The organism is Azoarcus sp. PA01 (genome assembly GCA_001274695.2).
Taxonomy (GTDB): Bacteria; Pseudomonadota; Gammaproteobacteria; order Burkholderiales; family Rhodocyclaceae; genus Aromatoleum.
Genome location: LARU01000002.1, coordinates 321772 through 334635, shown reverse-complemented (window position 1 = coordinate 334635; position 12864 = coordinate 321772). Strand labels below are relative to the sequence as shown.

Annotated in this window: 14 protein-coding genes and 1 tRNA gene; 3 read left to right on the top strand and 12 right to left on the bottom strand. The window is 64.9% G+C overall.

Annotation, left to right across the window (positions count from 1 at the left end; genetic code table 11):
* The first annotated feature begins 85 nt into the window (after nt 1–85).
* Together PA01_02585 and PA01_02580 are read left to right on the top strand one after the other, a co-directional pair.
* Nucleotides 86–448 (top strand): YajD family HNH nuclease, encoded by a 363-nt coding sequence (locus tag PA01_02585; protein KON80676.1) that lies wholly within the window; start codon nt 86–88, stop codon nt 446–448.
* A 52-nt stretch (nt 449–500) separates the two neighbouring features.
* Complete coding sequence (locus tag PA01_02580) at nt 501–1301, top strand: alpha/beta hydrolase (protein ID KON80675.2); 801 nt, start codon at nt 501–503, stop codon at nt 1299–1301.
* Between the two features lie 40 nt (nt 1302–1341).
* On the opposite strand, the gene PA01_02575 is transcribed toward PA01_02580, so the two are convergent.
* Complete coding sequence (locus tag PA01_02575; protein ID KON80674.1) at nt 1342–1884, bottom strand: hypothetical protein; 543 nt, start codon at nt 1882–1884, stop codon at nt 1342–1344.
* Nucleotides 1885–2175: 291 nt separating this feature from the next.
* Here PA01_02575 and PA01_02570 point away from each other — a divergent pair, with 291 nt between their 5' ends.
* Nucleotides 2176–3060, top strand: coding sequence for a universal stress protein (locus PA01_02570; GenBank protein KON80673.1), 885 nt, complete (start codon nt 2176–2178; stop codon nt 3058–3060).
* Nucleotides 3061–3354: 294 nt separating this feature from the next.
* Here PA01_02570 and PA01_02565 read toward each other — a convergent pair.
* The 11 genes from PA01_02565 to PA01_02515 all read right to left on the bottom strand — a co-directional run bounded on the left by PA01_02565 (nt 3355) and on the right by PA01_02515 (nt 12674).
* Nucleotides 3355–3430, bottom strand: a tRNA-Thr gene (locus tag PA01_02565).
* A gap of 94 nt (nt 3431–3524) precedes the next feature.
* Nucleotides 3525–4682, bottom strand: a complete 1158-nt coding sequence (locus PA01_02560) for an HD domain-containing protein (GenBank protein ID KON80672.1) — start codon at nt 4680–4682, stop codon at nt 3525–3527.
* Nucleotides 4683–4754: 72 nt separating this feature from the next.
* Complete coding sequence (locus tag PA01_02555) at nt 4755–5534, bottom strand: Crp/Fnr family transcriptional regulator (GenBank protein KON80671.1); 780 nt, start codon at nt 5532–5534, stop codon at nt 4755–4757.
* Nucleotides 5535–5536: 2 nt separating this feature from the next.
* A complete protein-coding gene (locus PA01_02550) occupies nt 5537–7402 on the bottom strand; it encodes a VWA domain-containing protein (protein KON80670.1) in 1866 nt (621 codons plus the stop codon).
* 1 nt (nt 7403) lies between these two features.
* On the bottom strand, nt 7404–8474 hold the full coding sequence (locus PA01_02545) for a 4Fe-4S binding protein (GenBank protein ID KON82256.2): 1071 nt from the start codon (nt 8472–8474) through the stop codon (nt 7404–7406).
* Nucleotides 8475–8477: 3 nt separating this feature from the next.
* The gene (locus tag PA01_02540) at nt 8478–8885 is read right to left on the bottom strand and encodes a hypothetical protein (GenBank protein KON80669.1); all 408 of its coding nucleotides are present in this window, start codon (nt 8883–8885) and stop codon (nt 8478–8480) included.
* A gap of 41 nt (nt 8886–8926) precedes the next feature.
* Entirely contained in the window at nt 8927–9727 is an 801-nt protein-coding gene (locus PA01_02535; protein KON80668.1) for a CbbQ/NirQ/NorQ/GpvN family protein, read from the bottom strand.
* Nucleotides 9724–10029 (bottom strand): cytochrome C oxidase subunit IV family protein, encoded by a 306-nt coding sequence (locus tag PA01_02530; protein KON80667.1) that lies wholly within the window; start codon nt 10027–10029, stop codon nt 9724–9726. Before PA01_02530 ends, PA01_02535 begins: the two co-directional genes overlap by 4 nt.
* A 13-nt stretch (nt 10030–10042) precedes the next feature.
* Nucleotides 10043–10639 carry a cytochrome c oxidase subunit 3 family protein gene (locus tag PA01_02525; protein ID KON80666.2) on the bottom strand — a complete coding sequence of 199 codons (597 nt, stop codon included), beginning with the start codon at nt 10637–10639 and terminating at the stop codon, nt 10043–10045.
* Nucleotides 10640–10828: 189 nt separating this feature from the next.
* On the bottom strand, nt 10829–12211 hold the full coding sequence (locus tag PA01_02520) for a cbb3-type cytochrome c oxidase subunit I (GenBank protein ID KON80665.1): 1383 nt from the start codon (nt 12209–12211) through the stop codon (nt 10829–10831).
* Nucleotides 12212–12248: 37 nt separating this feature from the next.
* Nucleotides 12249–12674, bottom strand: coding sequence for a cytochrome c (locus tag PA01_02515; GenBank protein KON80664.1), 426 nt, complete (start codon nt 12672–12674; stop codon nt 12249–12251).
* Nucleotides 12675–12864 lie beyond the last annotated feature (190 nt).

Here is a 12864-nt window from a genome sequence, read left to right as displayed (position 1 = left end):
CGCCGAGGTGCGCGGGGTATTTGAATCGTCTCGCTTGCCGCGCGACAATGTGTGTCGGCATCAGGCTTTCGCGGGAGCAGTCGAGATGAGCAAACCGGATCACGAGCGGCTCGACCGGCTCGTCGCCGAAGCGCGACGCGCCCGGGAGCAGCGCGAGCAGGGGTATCGGGAGCGGGCGCTGAAGATCTATCCGTGGATCTGCGGCCGCTGCGCACGCGAATTCACGCGTGAGAACGTATACCAGCTCACTGTGCATCACCGCGACCACAACCACGACAATAACCGGCCCGATGGCAGCAACTGGGAATTGCTCTGCGTTTATTGCCATGACGCCGAGCATTCGCAAATCCTCGATAACGCCGGGCGCAGCGTCCGGGGCGAGGCGCTTTCCCCGGCCACGCACCAGCCGTTCGCGGAGCTGAAGTCGCAGCTGAAAAGGCGCACGTAACGCAGTCACGCGGCGTATCGGCTGGCGCAGGCCGCGCTCGCACGAGGCGAAAGTGCTCTCCCGAACGATGCTGCGGCTCGCCATTGCCTCTCTGATCATGATCGCCGGGGTCACCATGTTCCAGGACCGTTGGCTTTATTTCCCCGACACGGCCACGCTCGACGAGGTCGTGTCCGAGCGGCTCGCCGCGTGGCCGAGGCCCGAGGACTTTCGCGGTCTCATCGCCGAGCCGGAGGGCTCCGCGCGGGCCACGGCAATTGTCTTTCACGGCAACGCCGGCCATGCCGGGCACCGGGATTTCTACGCGGCGCGCCTCACGAGGCTGGGACTGCGCGTGATCCTGGCGGAGTATGCGGGCTACGGTCCGCGCGGCGGGGCGGTAGGCGAACAGAACCTCGTCGTCGATGCCGAACATACCGTCGCGCTCGCCCATCGCCTGTACGGCGGACCGCTGCTGCTCATCGGCGACTCCCTTGGCGCCGGCGTCGCGGCGGCGGCGAGCGCGAGCCGGCGCGACAGGACTGCCGGGCTGCTGCTCATCACGCCCTGGGATCGCCTCGAGAACGTCGCGACCTTCCACTATCCGTGGCTGCCGGTGCACTGGCTGCTACACGACCGGTACGACAGTGCCGCCCATCTGGCGTCGGCCGGCCGCCCGGTGCTGGTGGTGGTCGCGGAGCGGGACAGCATCGTTCCCGCCCGCTTCGGCGCCGCCCTTTATGAAGCGCTCGGAGAACCCAAGCGGCTCGCGGTGGTGGAGGGCGCGGACCACAACGACTGGGTCGATCACGTCGATGAGCGCTGGTGGCGCGATGCGATCTCGTTCCTGCTCGATGAACCCCAATCGCGGTGAGCGCCTCCGGAGATGCCGGGCGGGCGTGGCTCGCTTCGGGTCAATCCCGGCTATCGCGGTGAGCGGAATCCGGATCCGCGCCACTTGAGTCCGGCAACAGCGTTTCGAGCCACGCGTTCGCGCTCGTCGTCGTCAGCTTGAACCCGGCGTCCACGCGCAGCGCGGCCAGTTCGTCGCCGGTGGCATCGAACGCCGCGAGCAACGCATGTGGATCGAATTCGTCCGGGACGATGTCGAGCGTGACGCTGATCCGTCCGGAGGGCGTGTTCACGGTTACTGTTTTGTGGAACATCGCGTGCCGTTGCTGCTCGTGGCGGCGCAGCACCTCCGAGGCGGTCTTGACGAGCGTGTTGAACGCGTTGACGTCGAGCGGCTTCGGGTTCTTCTTGTCGCGCCCCATCGTCCACGGTCCGACCAGGGCGGGCTCCGGTTCGCCGTCCAGGATCATCTCGACCGCCCAACCTTCGTCGTCTTCGTTCTTGATGACGCGGGCAGTCCATCCGTCGTCACGCCACAGCCGCGCTTCCTTCACTGCAGGGGGCGAGTCATCCTCGGCGTCGTCGTTGAGTGCATTCGATGTCATCGGCCGATTTTACGTCCTGCGGCGCCTGCGTGCGCGGTTCCCGCCGCCGACTGGCCCCCGCCGGTCCTTCGGCCGCAGCCAGCGGTGCCGAGTGCATCATCGGTTTCTCCAATTCCGCGATCCGTCACCGTCACGAGCAGCACGAATCCTGGTCGCCGGAACTCCCTCATGCCGACGTAGGGTAATATCGTGGACAGGTATCGACGCACAGCAGCGAGCACAGGCCATGTCGAACGCAAAGACAGTTATGCTCACCGTGCTGCATCTCTTGCCGAATGGAGGGCCGCAGCGATGAATCCCGTCAAGCGCCTGCTAGTCGCGACCGATCTTTCGGCTCCGGCGCGACACGCCGCCGACCGCGGCGCGCTCGTCGCCGGCGAAGTGGGCGCGAGCCTTGATCTGTTCCATGTCGTGAATGTCATGGCGGTGGAAAAGCTCCGCCTCCTCATTGCCGACGTCCCGCCCGAAACCGGACAGCGGGTGCTCGATAGCGCACGGGAAGAAGTGCGCGAGCTGGCGGCATATCTGCTGAAACATCACGGTGTCTCAGCGGGGGTCCAGGTCGCGTCGGGTCCGCTGCTGCCGGAAATCATCGGGCAGGCGGACGCGATATCCGCCGATCTCCTCGTGCTCGGCGCGCGCGGCAGCAGTTTCATGCGACACCTGTTGATCGGCTCCACTGCCGAACGAATGGTGCGCAAGACGCGCTGGCCGATGCTCATCGTCAAGCAGCCGCCCCACGAGGCTTACCGGACCCTGCTCGTGCCGGTCGACTTTTCGCCGTTTTCGTTGCGGGCGCTGCGCAATGCGCAAGCCATCGCCCCCCGGGCCGACATCGTGTTGCTGCACGCGTTCGAAGTGCCTTTCGAGAGCAAGCTGCGCTTCGCGGGGATCGAGGATGAACTGCTTGCCCGCTATCGCATCGCCGCCCGGCAGGAGGCGCTGGCGAAACTGCGCGAGCTGCGCGACGAAGCGGGGTTGTCGCTGGAGCGTACGCGCCTGATCGTCGTCCACGGCGACGCGTCGCGGAACATCGTCGAACAGGAGCAGGAGCAGGATTGCGACCTGATCGTGATGGGGAAGCACGGCGAAAGCATGCTGGAGGACCTGCTGCTCGGAAGCGTCACCAAGCACGTGCTGGCCGAGTCCCAGGGCGATGTGCTGGTGTCCGTCTGAACCGCGGCTTCCTGGGACCGCGCTGGGGCGTAATGCGAACCACATGGCCGCTCTTGGCTTGTCGCTGCACATGCGCCATGCGCCCTTGCCGAAGCGCAATATCTGATTGGCGCGTAGCGCTCCGAATTCTGGTAGGGCCGCCGCGATCAGTCGAAACGGGGCGAAGCGTGCTGAGCGCGGGCCGCGGCGCGCCATTTGGATTTTGTTCCTACCCCATTCCGAATTGATGTTGGGTCTTGGCCCACAAAATGAAAATGGCAACCCTGCTGAGTTGCCATAAGAATTTGATTCTACTGGTGCCGACAATCTGACTCGAACAGATGACCTACCGCTTACAAGGCGGTTGCTCTACCAACTGAGCTATGCCGGCGCGGGGCAGATTATAGCGCAACTGCGGTGGAGACCGGCCCCACGATTGTACCGGTGCCGCGCGCTTCGTTGTCTTCGGGACGCCCCGGCGGGAGCTAGTGAGCCCGGCTGTCGTCCTGGAAGCGGCGGTAGATCTCTTCGACTTCCTCGCGGCGCTCGAGCAGGGCTGCGACGGTCGGGGCGTAGAGCTTGGCGCCGCCCATCCGGGCGATTTCGTCGAACGCGTTGTCGAGCGTCCAGGCGGGCTTGTAGCTGCGGGCGCAGGCGAGGGCGTCGAAGACGTCGGCGGTTGCAACGATGCGGGCTTCGAGCGGGATCGCCTCGCCCGCCAGTCCGCTCGGGTAGCCGCTGCCGTCCATGCGTTCGTGATGGGCGCTGACGATGTTGCGCAGCATCGCGATGTTTTCGAACCCGGTGAGACTGAAATCGTTGATCAGCCGTTCGGCCATTTGCACGCCCATCGCGACGTGCTCGCGCATCGTTTCCCGCTCGGCGTCGTCGAGCCGTCCGGGCTTGAGCAGGATGCTGTCCGGGACTCCTATCTTGCCGATGTCGTGAAGCGCGGCGAACAGGAAAACATGTTCGATGTAATCGTCGGACAGGCCGTGCGTCGGCGCGAGCTCGCGCGCGATCAGGCGCGCGTAGCGCGCCATGCGGTCGAGGTGGGCGCCGGTCTCGAGATCGCGCACATGGGCGAACTGGCTTGCGAGCCGCAGGCCGCCGATGAGCGTCTGAACTGTCGAGAGTTCCTGCGTGACGATCATTCCGATGAGATGGCCGGAAAGAAGCAGATCGGCGACCACGTCGTCGGGGAAAGCATCGCGCGTACGCGAATCGAAGAACAGAAAACCGAGCAGCTGCTCGTTCTGCAGGATCGGAACAGTCAGGCTCGACCGGTAGCCTTCGTGCAGCAACCAGCGGGAATGCGGGGAGTCGGGGCTGATCGCAGCGCTCAGATCGTTGAGGACGCGTGCCTTGCCGCTGCGGGCGATCGCCAGAAGCGAAGGCACGTCGGCGATCGGGCACTCGTACGCCCGCAGCGAGGTGCCGCTGTCGGTGCTGTCGACGAACGTGCGTAGCCGTTTCAGGTCGGGGTCGTAGAGCGCGACCGCGAGGCGTTCGATGACCGGATGCCGTTCGTGGATACGCTCATGCACGCCGCGCATTTTTGCCGTTACCGAGGAGAAATGCAGGTTGCTCGCCTGGCGAGCTGCCGAGGCGGCGAATTCCTGCCAGCTTACCGGGCTATCCATACTTTGACCTCGCGACCCATTTCGGAAATAGCTGCTTGGCTGCGCCAAACGCAGTGCCGAGATCGACAGGAGCTAGAATTGCCCCTGCGTCGTGCGCAGCTTTTCGATATCCGGGATGTGAATCGTGCGTCCCTCGACACAGATTAACCCGGCTTCAATGAGTTCGTGCAGGATGCGGGAGAAATGTTCCTGGGTGAGGTTCAGGCGCGACGCGATCGTGCCTTTGCTGGTCGGCAGCCGCACCGACACGTAACCGCTCGTCCTCGGCTCGCCGTCGATTTCTTCCTGGCGCAGGAGGTAGCCGACGATGCGCTCGCGCCCGGAGCGCAGCGAGTAGGTCTCGACGTCGGCGATCAGGTGGTGCAGGCGGTGCGACAGGCCGGCGATGATCTTGCGGCAGAACACCGGATCGTGGTCCATCTCGTCGAACACGACGCTCTTCGAGATGTGCAGCAGCTTGCAGTCGGTCAGGGCCTGCGCCATCACGACGTAGGGCTTGTCCATGAACATCACCGCCTCGCCGAACGTCTGGCCCGGAAGGATGATCTCGATGACTTTCTCGTGCCCTTCGGCGGAAGTGAAAGCGAGCTTGACCTGGCCGGCCAGCACCAGGTGGAAGCCGTGACAGGGATCGCCCTTGTGGAACACCACGCAGCCCCTGTCCACGTTCTGCTCGCGCACGCCGTGGGCGAAGCGGGCGATCTCGGCGGGACTGAAGCCGCTGAGGAGCGGCACGTGCACCAGCAGCCTGCACAGGCGGTCGGTTTCGGCGTGCTCGGCGTGGATCGCGGGACAGGCCGCGGAAGAGAGGAATTCGCTTCGGGTTCCGGGCGAACAGGCAGTACGCGGCATGATTACCGGGTCAGTTGAGCGTAGAACAGCGGAAGTCGCGCCGGCAGTTCCTCGGGCTTGCGAATCACCGCATAACCGGCCGGCCCGAAGAGGTGCGGCAGATAGCCTGCGCCTTCGCGATCGATTGTGACACAGAACGGGACGAGTCCATGTTTGCGCGCTTCGCCGACGGCGACGCGTGTATCTTCGATGCCGTAACGTCCTTCGTACAGGTCGAGATCGTTCGGCTTGCCGTCGGACAGGATCAGCAGGATGCGCCGGGCGGCCTGTTCGGCTGCGAGCAACTCGCTTGCGCGCCGGATCGCCGCACCGAGGCGCGTGTAGTAGCCCGGCTTGATCGCGCTGATGCGCCCGCGGATGCGATCGTCGAAGCGGTCGTTGAAGTCTTTCAGCCGATGGAAACGGACCTGGCTGCGCTTGACCGACGAGAACCCGGCCATCGCGAAGCGATCGCCCGTCGCGCCGAGTGCTTCGCCGAACAGCAGCAGCGCGTCGCGGATGACGTCGATGACGCGTGCTTCGCTCGACACCCAGCTGTCGGTCGACAGCGACAGATCGGCGAGCACCATGCAGGCCAGATCGCGTTCGCGCTTTTCAAGCGACAGATACAGTTGGTCGGACGGATTGCGTCCGACTGAGCGGTCGGTCTGCGCGCGGACCACCGCGTCGAGGTCGAGCTCGGTGCCGTCGGGGCGCGCTTTCAGCCAGCGCCGGCCCGGCTGCAGTGCAGCGAACTGCTGGTGCAGCCGCCGCGCAGTGCGCCGCAGCGGTTCGGGCAGCGGGCAGGGCGGGGCGTCGCGCGCGGCAAGCTCGGCCAGACGTACGTGATCCTGCAGCAGCACGCCTTTGCGGTAGTCCCATTCCGGCAGCGGGATGCCGGCGCCGAGCACGATGTCGTCCTCGGCTGCCGAAGGGAGGTCGAGGTCGAAGCGCACTTTCGAGGCGACGCGGTCGGTGTCCTGCGCGAGCGACAAGTGATCGAGGTCGCGGGCGGCGCTGGCGGCGTTCGGGTCCGGCTCGTCATCGGTGGGGCGGTTGATACGCAGGAACTCGGCGACCGCAAGCAGGCTTTCGGCGCGGAAGAAGATCAGCAGGCCGTTCTTTTCCTGCGGCATGTCGACCTGCTCGGCACGGTGGGCATGGCGCTCGCTTTCGTCGAACGACGGCGGTCCGCCGTCGGCGGTTTGCTCGGGGTCGGCGCCGGTGTTGCGCCGGCTCGCGGCGGTGCCGGACAGGGCACCGGTGAGCCACAGCAATACCGGCTGAGCAGGAGGGGTTCCCGGCGGGACCGGCGGCAGCGCACGGACGCTGCCCGGCGCTTCGAGCGCCTGGCGAATCGCACGCTCGCGTTCGGCTTCGGCCGCAGGGAGCTTGTCGGGACGGGGACGCGTCGGCAGATACGCGGCGACGAGGCGCCGGTAGCGCGGCTCGATTCCTGGCCACCTGTGCAGCGCTGCGCACGTCGCGAACTGGTTGCAGCGGAAGTCATTGTCGGCCTCGTCCGGCCCGCCCCCTTCGATGCCGTCGTGCGCGGCGGCGAGCGTGGCGAGCCACAAGTAGAGGTCGCGGTTCAGCGAGCGTTCGGGAAAGGCGTCGATCTCCGGCGGCAGCCGCAGTGTCGAGGCGTCCATGCGCGCACGGGCGGCCCGCTCGCCGGCGCCCGCGATGCGTTTCAGCAGACTGCGGCGCGCGCCGTGTTCGTCCTCTGTGGCGGCGGCGACGCGCAGGCCGGGATCCCCGCCGAGCGCGCGGAAGAACACGCCGGCGGTGCGCTCGATCTCCTTCAGCTTGACGACCGCTTCGGGGTGATTGCCCAGCGCCGTGCGGGTAACCCAGCGGTGCCAGAGTTTGCCAACGACTTCTTCCATCCTAGCGTTCCTTGCCGGAGCGGAACCCGGCTTCATTCTGGCGGGCGGCTTTGCTGCTCACCCACGCGAGCAGCGGCCCCTGAGGGTTGTCGCGCTGGCTCTGCTCGCAGGCTTCGACGCACTGCGCGCACTGCGTGCAGGTGAACATCAGGCGCTTGATGTTGCGCGGAGTCAGCCGCATCGGACACACCGCGTCACAGGCGGACTGCCGGTCGGGCAGGCAGCTGGCGCAGTCGACGGCGCGCTTGCGCTGGAAACCGACCACCATCGCGTCGCGGTTGCTCATCCACGCGAGGCTCTGGAACAGGCCGACTGCGCAGGCATAACGGCAGAAGAGGTGACGGGCGAAAAGGAATTCCATCGTCAGCACGACGGTCGCTGCGGAGAGGAAAATCGTCTGGTTGCGCGTGAATTCGCCGCCGAAGAGGTTGCCGTAGACTTCGGCGGGCGGCAGCAGGTAGCTCAGGAACACCACCGCCCACAGGAACGCGAAGAACCCCGCGGCGGGAACGACGACGGCCCACCACCGCGCGTCCGGACGCCACGGCGTGCCGTCGGCCTTCCATGGCGGCAACGGCTCCTTGACCCACACGCTGGGCTTGCCCGACGCCTTCTGCATCAGCTTGTTGATCGTCTCGACGACCGAGAAATGCGGGCATAGCCAGCCGCAGTAGAGGCGCCCCCACTTCCACGACACCCACAGGAACACGCCCGCGCCGACGAAGATCGGCACGAAGAGGCGGAACATCACGTTCCAACCGGCTTCGAGCGCGCCAATGCGTCCGGCGATGAAGTCGTCGAGTCCGAGCCGCCATTCCATGCCGAGCAGCCACGCATGGCCGGCGTCGAGGTCGTAGCGGAACAGGTCGAGCACCGGCGCGAGAATGAACAGCGTGAAAAAGCCGATCTGGAACGCGATGCGCTTCTTCTGCGTGCGGTTGTGTCCGGCCGGCTTCGCCGCGGCGATCGGGATGACCCGGCGGGACGGCTGGCGCGCGGCGTCCGGCCTGCCGGCGTGAACCGGGTCGGGCGACGTCTGCGGTGAAAGGGGCGAGAACTGCGGGGCGTTCATGATCTACTCGACGAGCTTCGGGCCGATGAGGGGAAAACGGTAGGGGCGGGCGAGCATCGCGCGGTTCAGGCCGATCACGCCGAACAGGATCAGCATTGCATGAAAGCAGACGAAGTACAGCACCCCGACGACCCACGACCACGGGTTCGTGAAGCCACCGAGCAGAAACACCGCCACACTGACTCCCACCAGCATGCCGCCGCCCCACAGGCTGGCGACGACGGTCTGCTTGAGGTGATTGCGCGCGAGCGCCGGTGCGCTGAGCCGATGCCGCCACCACAGCACGACGAGGATGATGAATGCGAGGCCGGGGGCGATCATCAGATTCACGAGGAACAGCGACTCGGCCGCCACCGCGAGCGGCGGACCGGGCATGTCTTCCTTCAGCAGATCGTGTTCCGGCTCTGGCATCGCGTCGATTCCTTGCGGTCGGACCGGCTGCCGGCCCGGTTTCAGCGCCCGAAGGTCGCCGCCACGACTTCCATCAGTGCTTCGGCGACTTCCGGGTCGTCGGTCAGGCTCTCGACGATCGCCGCGCGGCACGCGGTGACCGGGTCCATGCCGTCGCGCACCAGCAGCGCCGCATAGACGAGCAGTCGCGTGCTCGCCGCTTCCTCGAGATCCTGGTCTTTCAGCGTGCGCAACGCATGCGCGATCGACACCAGTCGCCGCGCGAGGTCCGGCACGCAGCCGGCTTCACCGAGCAGGATGGCTTCCTCGCGGGCGCTGGCAGGGAAATCGAAACGCAGGCTGACGAAACGTTGCCGCGTCGACGGCTTCATGCCTTTCAGCAGGTTCTGGTAGCCCGGGTTGTAGGAGACGACGAGCATGAACGACGGCGGCGCGGACAGCAACTCGCCGGTGCGGTCGATCGGCAGGATGCGGCGGTCGTCGGCCAGCGGGTGCAACACCACCGTGGTGTCCTTGCGCGCCTCGACGACTTCGTCGAGGTAGCAGATGCCGCCTTCGCGCACCGCGCGCGTCAGCGGGCCGTCGCACCACACGGTCTGGCCGTCGCCGATCAGGTGGCGGCCGACGAGATCGGCGGCCGTCAGGTCGTCGTGACAGGCTACCGTGTAGAGCGGCAGCCCGAGCTTGGCGGCCATGTGCGCGACGAAGCGCGTCTTGCCACAGCCGGTCGGACCCTTGATCAGCAGCGGTAGGCGGTTTTTCCACGCGTGCTCGAATACGCTGATTTCATCGCCGGCCGGCTCGTAAAACGGAATTTCCATGAGGGGCGCTTCCATCTTCATGCTGCAAGTCCTTTCCAGTAGGCCAGACCGATCATCGAGCAGACCAGGAGCATCCAGCCGAGCGCGATCAGCGGCCACATCAGCGGCGCGCGGCGCAGCGCCATGTAATCGAGAATGATCAGGGTGCCCTTGGCGAACGCGATCGTCATCAGGAGTGCGGTGATCGCAGGGCCGGCGTCGCCGCGTTCGCCGACGAGCCACGTCAGCATCGTGGCGAAGATCAGTGCTGCCCAGATGATCGCGGCGCGATTCGGCGTGCCGTGGGACGAGGCGTGCGGGGGGGAGGAAAGCGAGGATTGCATTGTCTTGGACCTCTCAGCGCATCACGTAGATCAGCGGGAACAGGATCAGCCACACCAGATCGACCATATGCCAGTACGCCGCGCCGGTCTCGATCCCGTTCATGTTGCCGGGGCCGTAGCGGCCGGTTCGCGCGCCGTTCCACATCGCCGCGATGATCACCAGGCCGAGGATCACGTGCATGAAGTGGAAGAACGTCAACGACAGGTAGAACATGTAGAACGTGCTCGACGACAGGCTGACACCGGCACCGATTTTTTCCGCGTACTCGAAGATCTTCACGATGACGAAACCTGCCCCGCACGCGAACGCTGCGGCGAGCCACGGTGCGGCGCGGCGACTGAATCCGGCTTCCGCGACCTGCACGGCGCGCACGACGAAGAAGCTCGACGTCAGCAGCAGCACGGTATTGATCGCACCGGAGGTGCGGTCGAGCGTGAGCTGTTCGGCGTTGAAGAGTTCCACGTGATTGGCACGCGTGAAGGCGTATACGACGAAGAACACGCCAAACGCCAGCAACTCGGCGAGGATGAAGAACCATATCGCGAGGTCACCGGGAAGGCGTCGCGCCGTGGTCTCCGACGCGGAGCTGGAGGCGGAGAGGGGCGTCATCAGGGTTTGGCTGCTTGTATTCATGGGTCGAGTCTAGGGAGCGTACCCCTTCCGGACCTTGATTCTGGTTAATTCATTCCCCGCAGATGTAACGAGAACGATTTGCGTGAGCAGGAAAAAAATGGGGCGGCTTGCGCCGCCCCATGATGCTGTCCTTCAACGCCGTTGAAGGACCACTGTTGAGCCTGTTCAGGGAGTGATCAGCGGCTTGCTTTCACCTTTGACGAAGAAGCTCGCGAGGTACGTGACCAGGCCGACCGCGAACACCACACCCGCCCACAGGCGCATCCAGTAGAACAGCGCGATCTGGTCCTGCACCTGCATGAACGGCATCGGCGTGTCGGAGACGCGCTGCAGCCAGACCTGCAGGATGCCGGCGGCAGTGAGGAACAGCGTGATGAAGACCATCGAGATCGTCATCAGCCAGAAGCTCCACATTTCAACCACCTGGGCACGCTGGCTGTTCGCCGCACGACCGCGCAGCAACGGCATCGCGTAGCTGATCATCGTCAGCACGACCAGCACGTAGGCGCCGTAGAACGCCATGTGGCCGTGGGCCGCGGTGATCTGCGAACCGTGCGTGTAGAAGTTCACCGGAGCCAGCGTATGCAGGAAGCCCCACACGCCTGCGCCGAGGAAGGCCATCACGCCGGTACCCAGCGCCCACAGCACGGCAGCCTTGTTCGGATGCTCGCGACGGCGACGGTTGACCATGTTGAACGCGAAGACGGTCATCGCGAAGAACGGGATCGGTTCCAGCGCCGAGAAGATCGAACCCCACCACTGCCAGTAACCCGGCGTGCCGATCCAGAAGTAGTGGTGACCGGTGCCGATCAGGCCGGTGACGAGCGCCAGCGTGATGATCACGTACAGCCACTTCTCGATGACTTCACGGTCGACGCCGGTGACCTTGATCAGCACGAACGCGAGCATCGCGGCCATGATCAGTTCCCACACGCCTTCGACCCACAGGTGCACGACCCACCACCAGTAGAACTTGTCCTTGACCAGGTTGCCCGGGTTGTAGAACGAGAACAGGAAGAAGATCGCCAGACCCCACAGGCCGAGCAGCATGACGATGCTGATCACCGTCTTGCGGCCCTTCAACATCGTCATGCTGATGTTGAACAGGAAGGCCAGCGCGACGATGACGATGCCGATCTTCGTCAGCAGCGGCTGCTCGAGGAACTCACGTCCCATCGTCGCGAGGATGTTGTTGCCGGTCATCTCCGCGAGGGTGTTGTAGTCGACGAGCAGGTAGCCGAGGATCGTCGCGGCGCCTGCGATCAGGAAGATCCAGAACATCAGCAGCGCGAGCTTCGGACTATAGAGCTCGGTTTCGGTTTCTTCCGGGATCAGGTAGTAGGCCGCGCCCATGAAGCCGAACAGCAGCCAGACGATCAGCAGGTTGGTGTGGACCATCCGGGCGACGTTGAACGGAATTTCCGGGAACAGGAAATCCCCGACGACGTACTGCAGGCCCATGGCCAGGCCGAACACGATCTGGCCGACGAAAAGACCGATCGCCGCTATGAAGTATGGCAGCGCGACCGATTGCGAGGTGTATTTCATGGTTTGTTATCCCCTTGAGGTTTTCGATTCGCTGCGCTCAGCCCTCGATGTTGGGAGGCCATTTCTGGGCGTCGATTTCGGAGGTGTACTTCAGGAAGGCAACCAGATCGTCCAGTTCCTGATCGGTGAGATGGAACTGCGGCATCTGCCGGCGGCCCGGCGCGCCGGTCGGCTGCGACTGGATCCATGCCTTGATGAACTCCGGCCCGCGACGCGGGTAGACGTTCGCGAGCTCCGGTGCGAAGTAGGCACCTTCACCGAGCAGGGTGTGGCAGCCGATGCAGTTGCGCGTTTCCCAGATGTGTTTGCCCGCCACCACCTGGGGCGTCAGGTTCGCGCTGTTGTCCGACTTGTGCAGGTTGGTCGTCGTGTCGACGGTCAACGCCACCAGAAGCAGGAAGAAGAACACTGTCCCGCCGTAGAAGATGTTGCGAGCCATCGCCTTTGTGAAGGTGCCGCTCATGGTTTTCCCCTCATTGTTTTGTCATGCGTCCGTTTGGTTGATGGATAACCCGAAGGTTAGCCGCATTCTGAGCAGAGGGGGAAGGGGGCTCCATGATTTGAATCAAGTTACAACAAACTGGCGTCGCCGGAAGCCGGTGGGTATTTCCTTGTCGATTCAATGGTTTTAGGTGAAAAGCCGCGAAACAGCA

Bases quoted from the DNA above. Each gene is read 5' to 3' on its own strand.
- PA01_02585 (KON80676.1), top strand. From the start codon at position 86: ATGAGCAAACCGGATCACGAGCGGCTCGACCGGCTCGTCGCCGAAGCG.
- PA01_02575 (KON80674.1), bottom strand. From the start codon at position 1,884: ATGACATCGAATGCACTCAACGACGACGCCGAGGATGACTCGCCCCCT.
- PA01_02570 (KON80673.1), top strand. From the start codon at position 2,176: ATGAATCCCGTCAAGCGCCTGCTAGTCGCGACCGATCTTTCGGCTCCG.
- PA01_02560 (KON80672.1), bottom strand. From the start codon at position 4,682: ATGGATAGCCCGGTAAGCTGGCAGGAATTCGCCGCCTCGGCAGCTCGC.
- PA01_02555 (KON80671.1), bottom strand. From the start codon at position 5,534: ATGCCGCGTACTGCCTGTTCGCCCGGAACCCGAAGCGAATTCCTCTCT.
- PA01_02550 (KON80670.1), bottom strand. From the start codon at position 7,402: ATGGAAGAAGTCGTTGGCAAACTCTGGCACCGCTGGGTTACCCGCACG.
- PA01_02545 (KON82256.2), bottom strand. From the start codon at position 8,474: ATGAACGCCCCGCAGTTCTCGCCCCTTTCACCGCAGACGTCGCCCGAC.
- PA01_02540 (KON80669.1), bottom strand. From the start codon at position 8,885: ATGCCAGAGCCGGAACACGATCTGCTGAAGGAAGACATGCCCGGTCCG.
- PA01_02535 (KON80668.1), bottom strand. From the start codon at position 9,727: ATGAAGATGGAAGCGCCCCTCATGGAAATTCCGTTTTACGAGCCGGCC.
- PA01_02530 (KON80667.1), bottom strand. From the start codon at position 10,029: ATGCAATCCTCGCTTTCCTCCCCCCCGCACGCCTCGTCCCACGGCACG.
- PA01_02525 (KON80666.2), bottom strand. From the start codon at position 10,639: ATGACGCCCCTCTCCGCCTCCAGCTCCGCGTCGGAGACCACGGCGCGA.
- PA01_02520 (KON80665.1), bottom strand. From the start codon at position 12,211: ATGAAATACACCTCGCAATCGGTCGCGCTGCCATACTTCATAGCGGCG.
- PA01_02515 (KON80664.1), bottom strand. From the start codon at position 12,674: ATGAGCGGCACCTTCACAAAGGCGATGGCTCGCAACATCTTCTACGGC.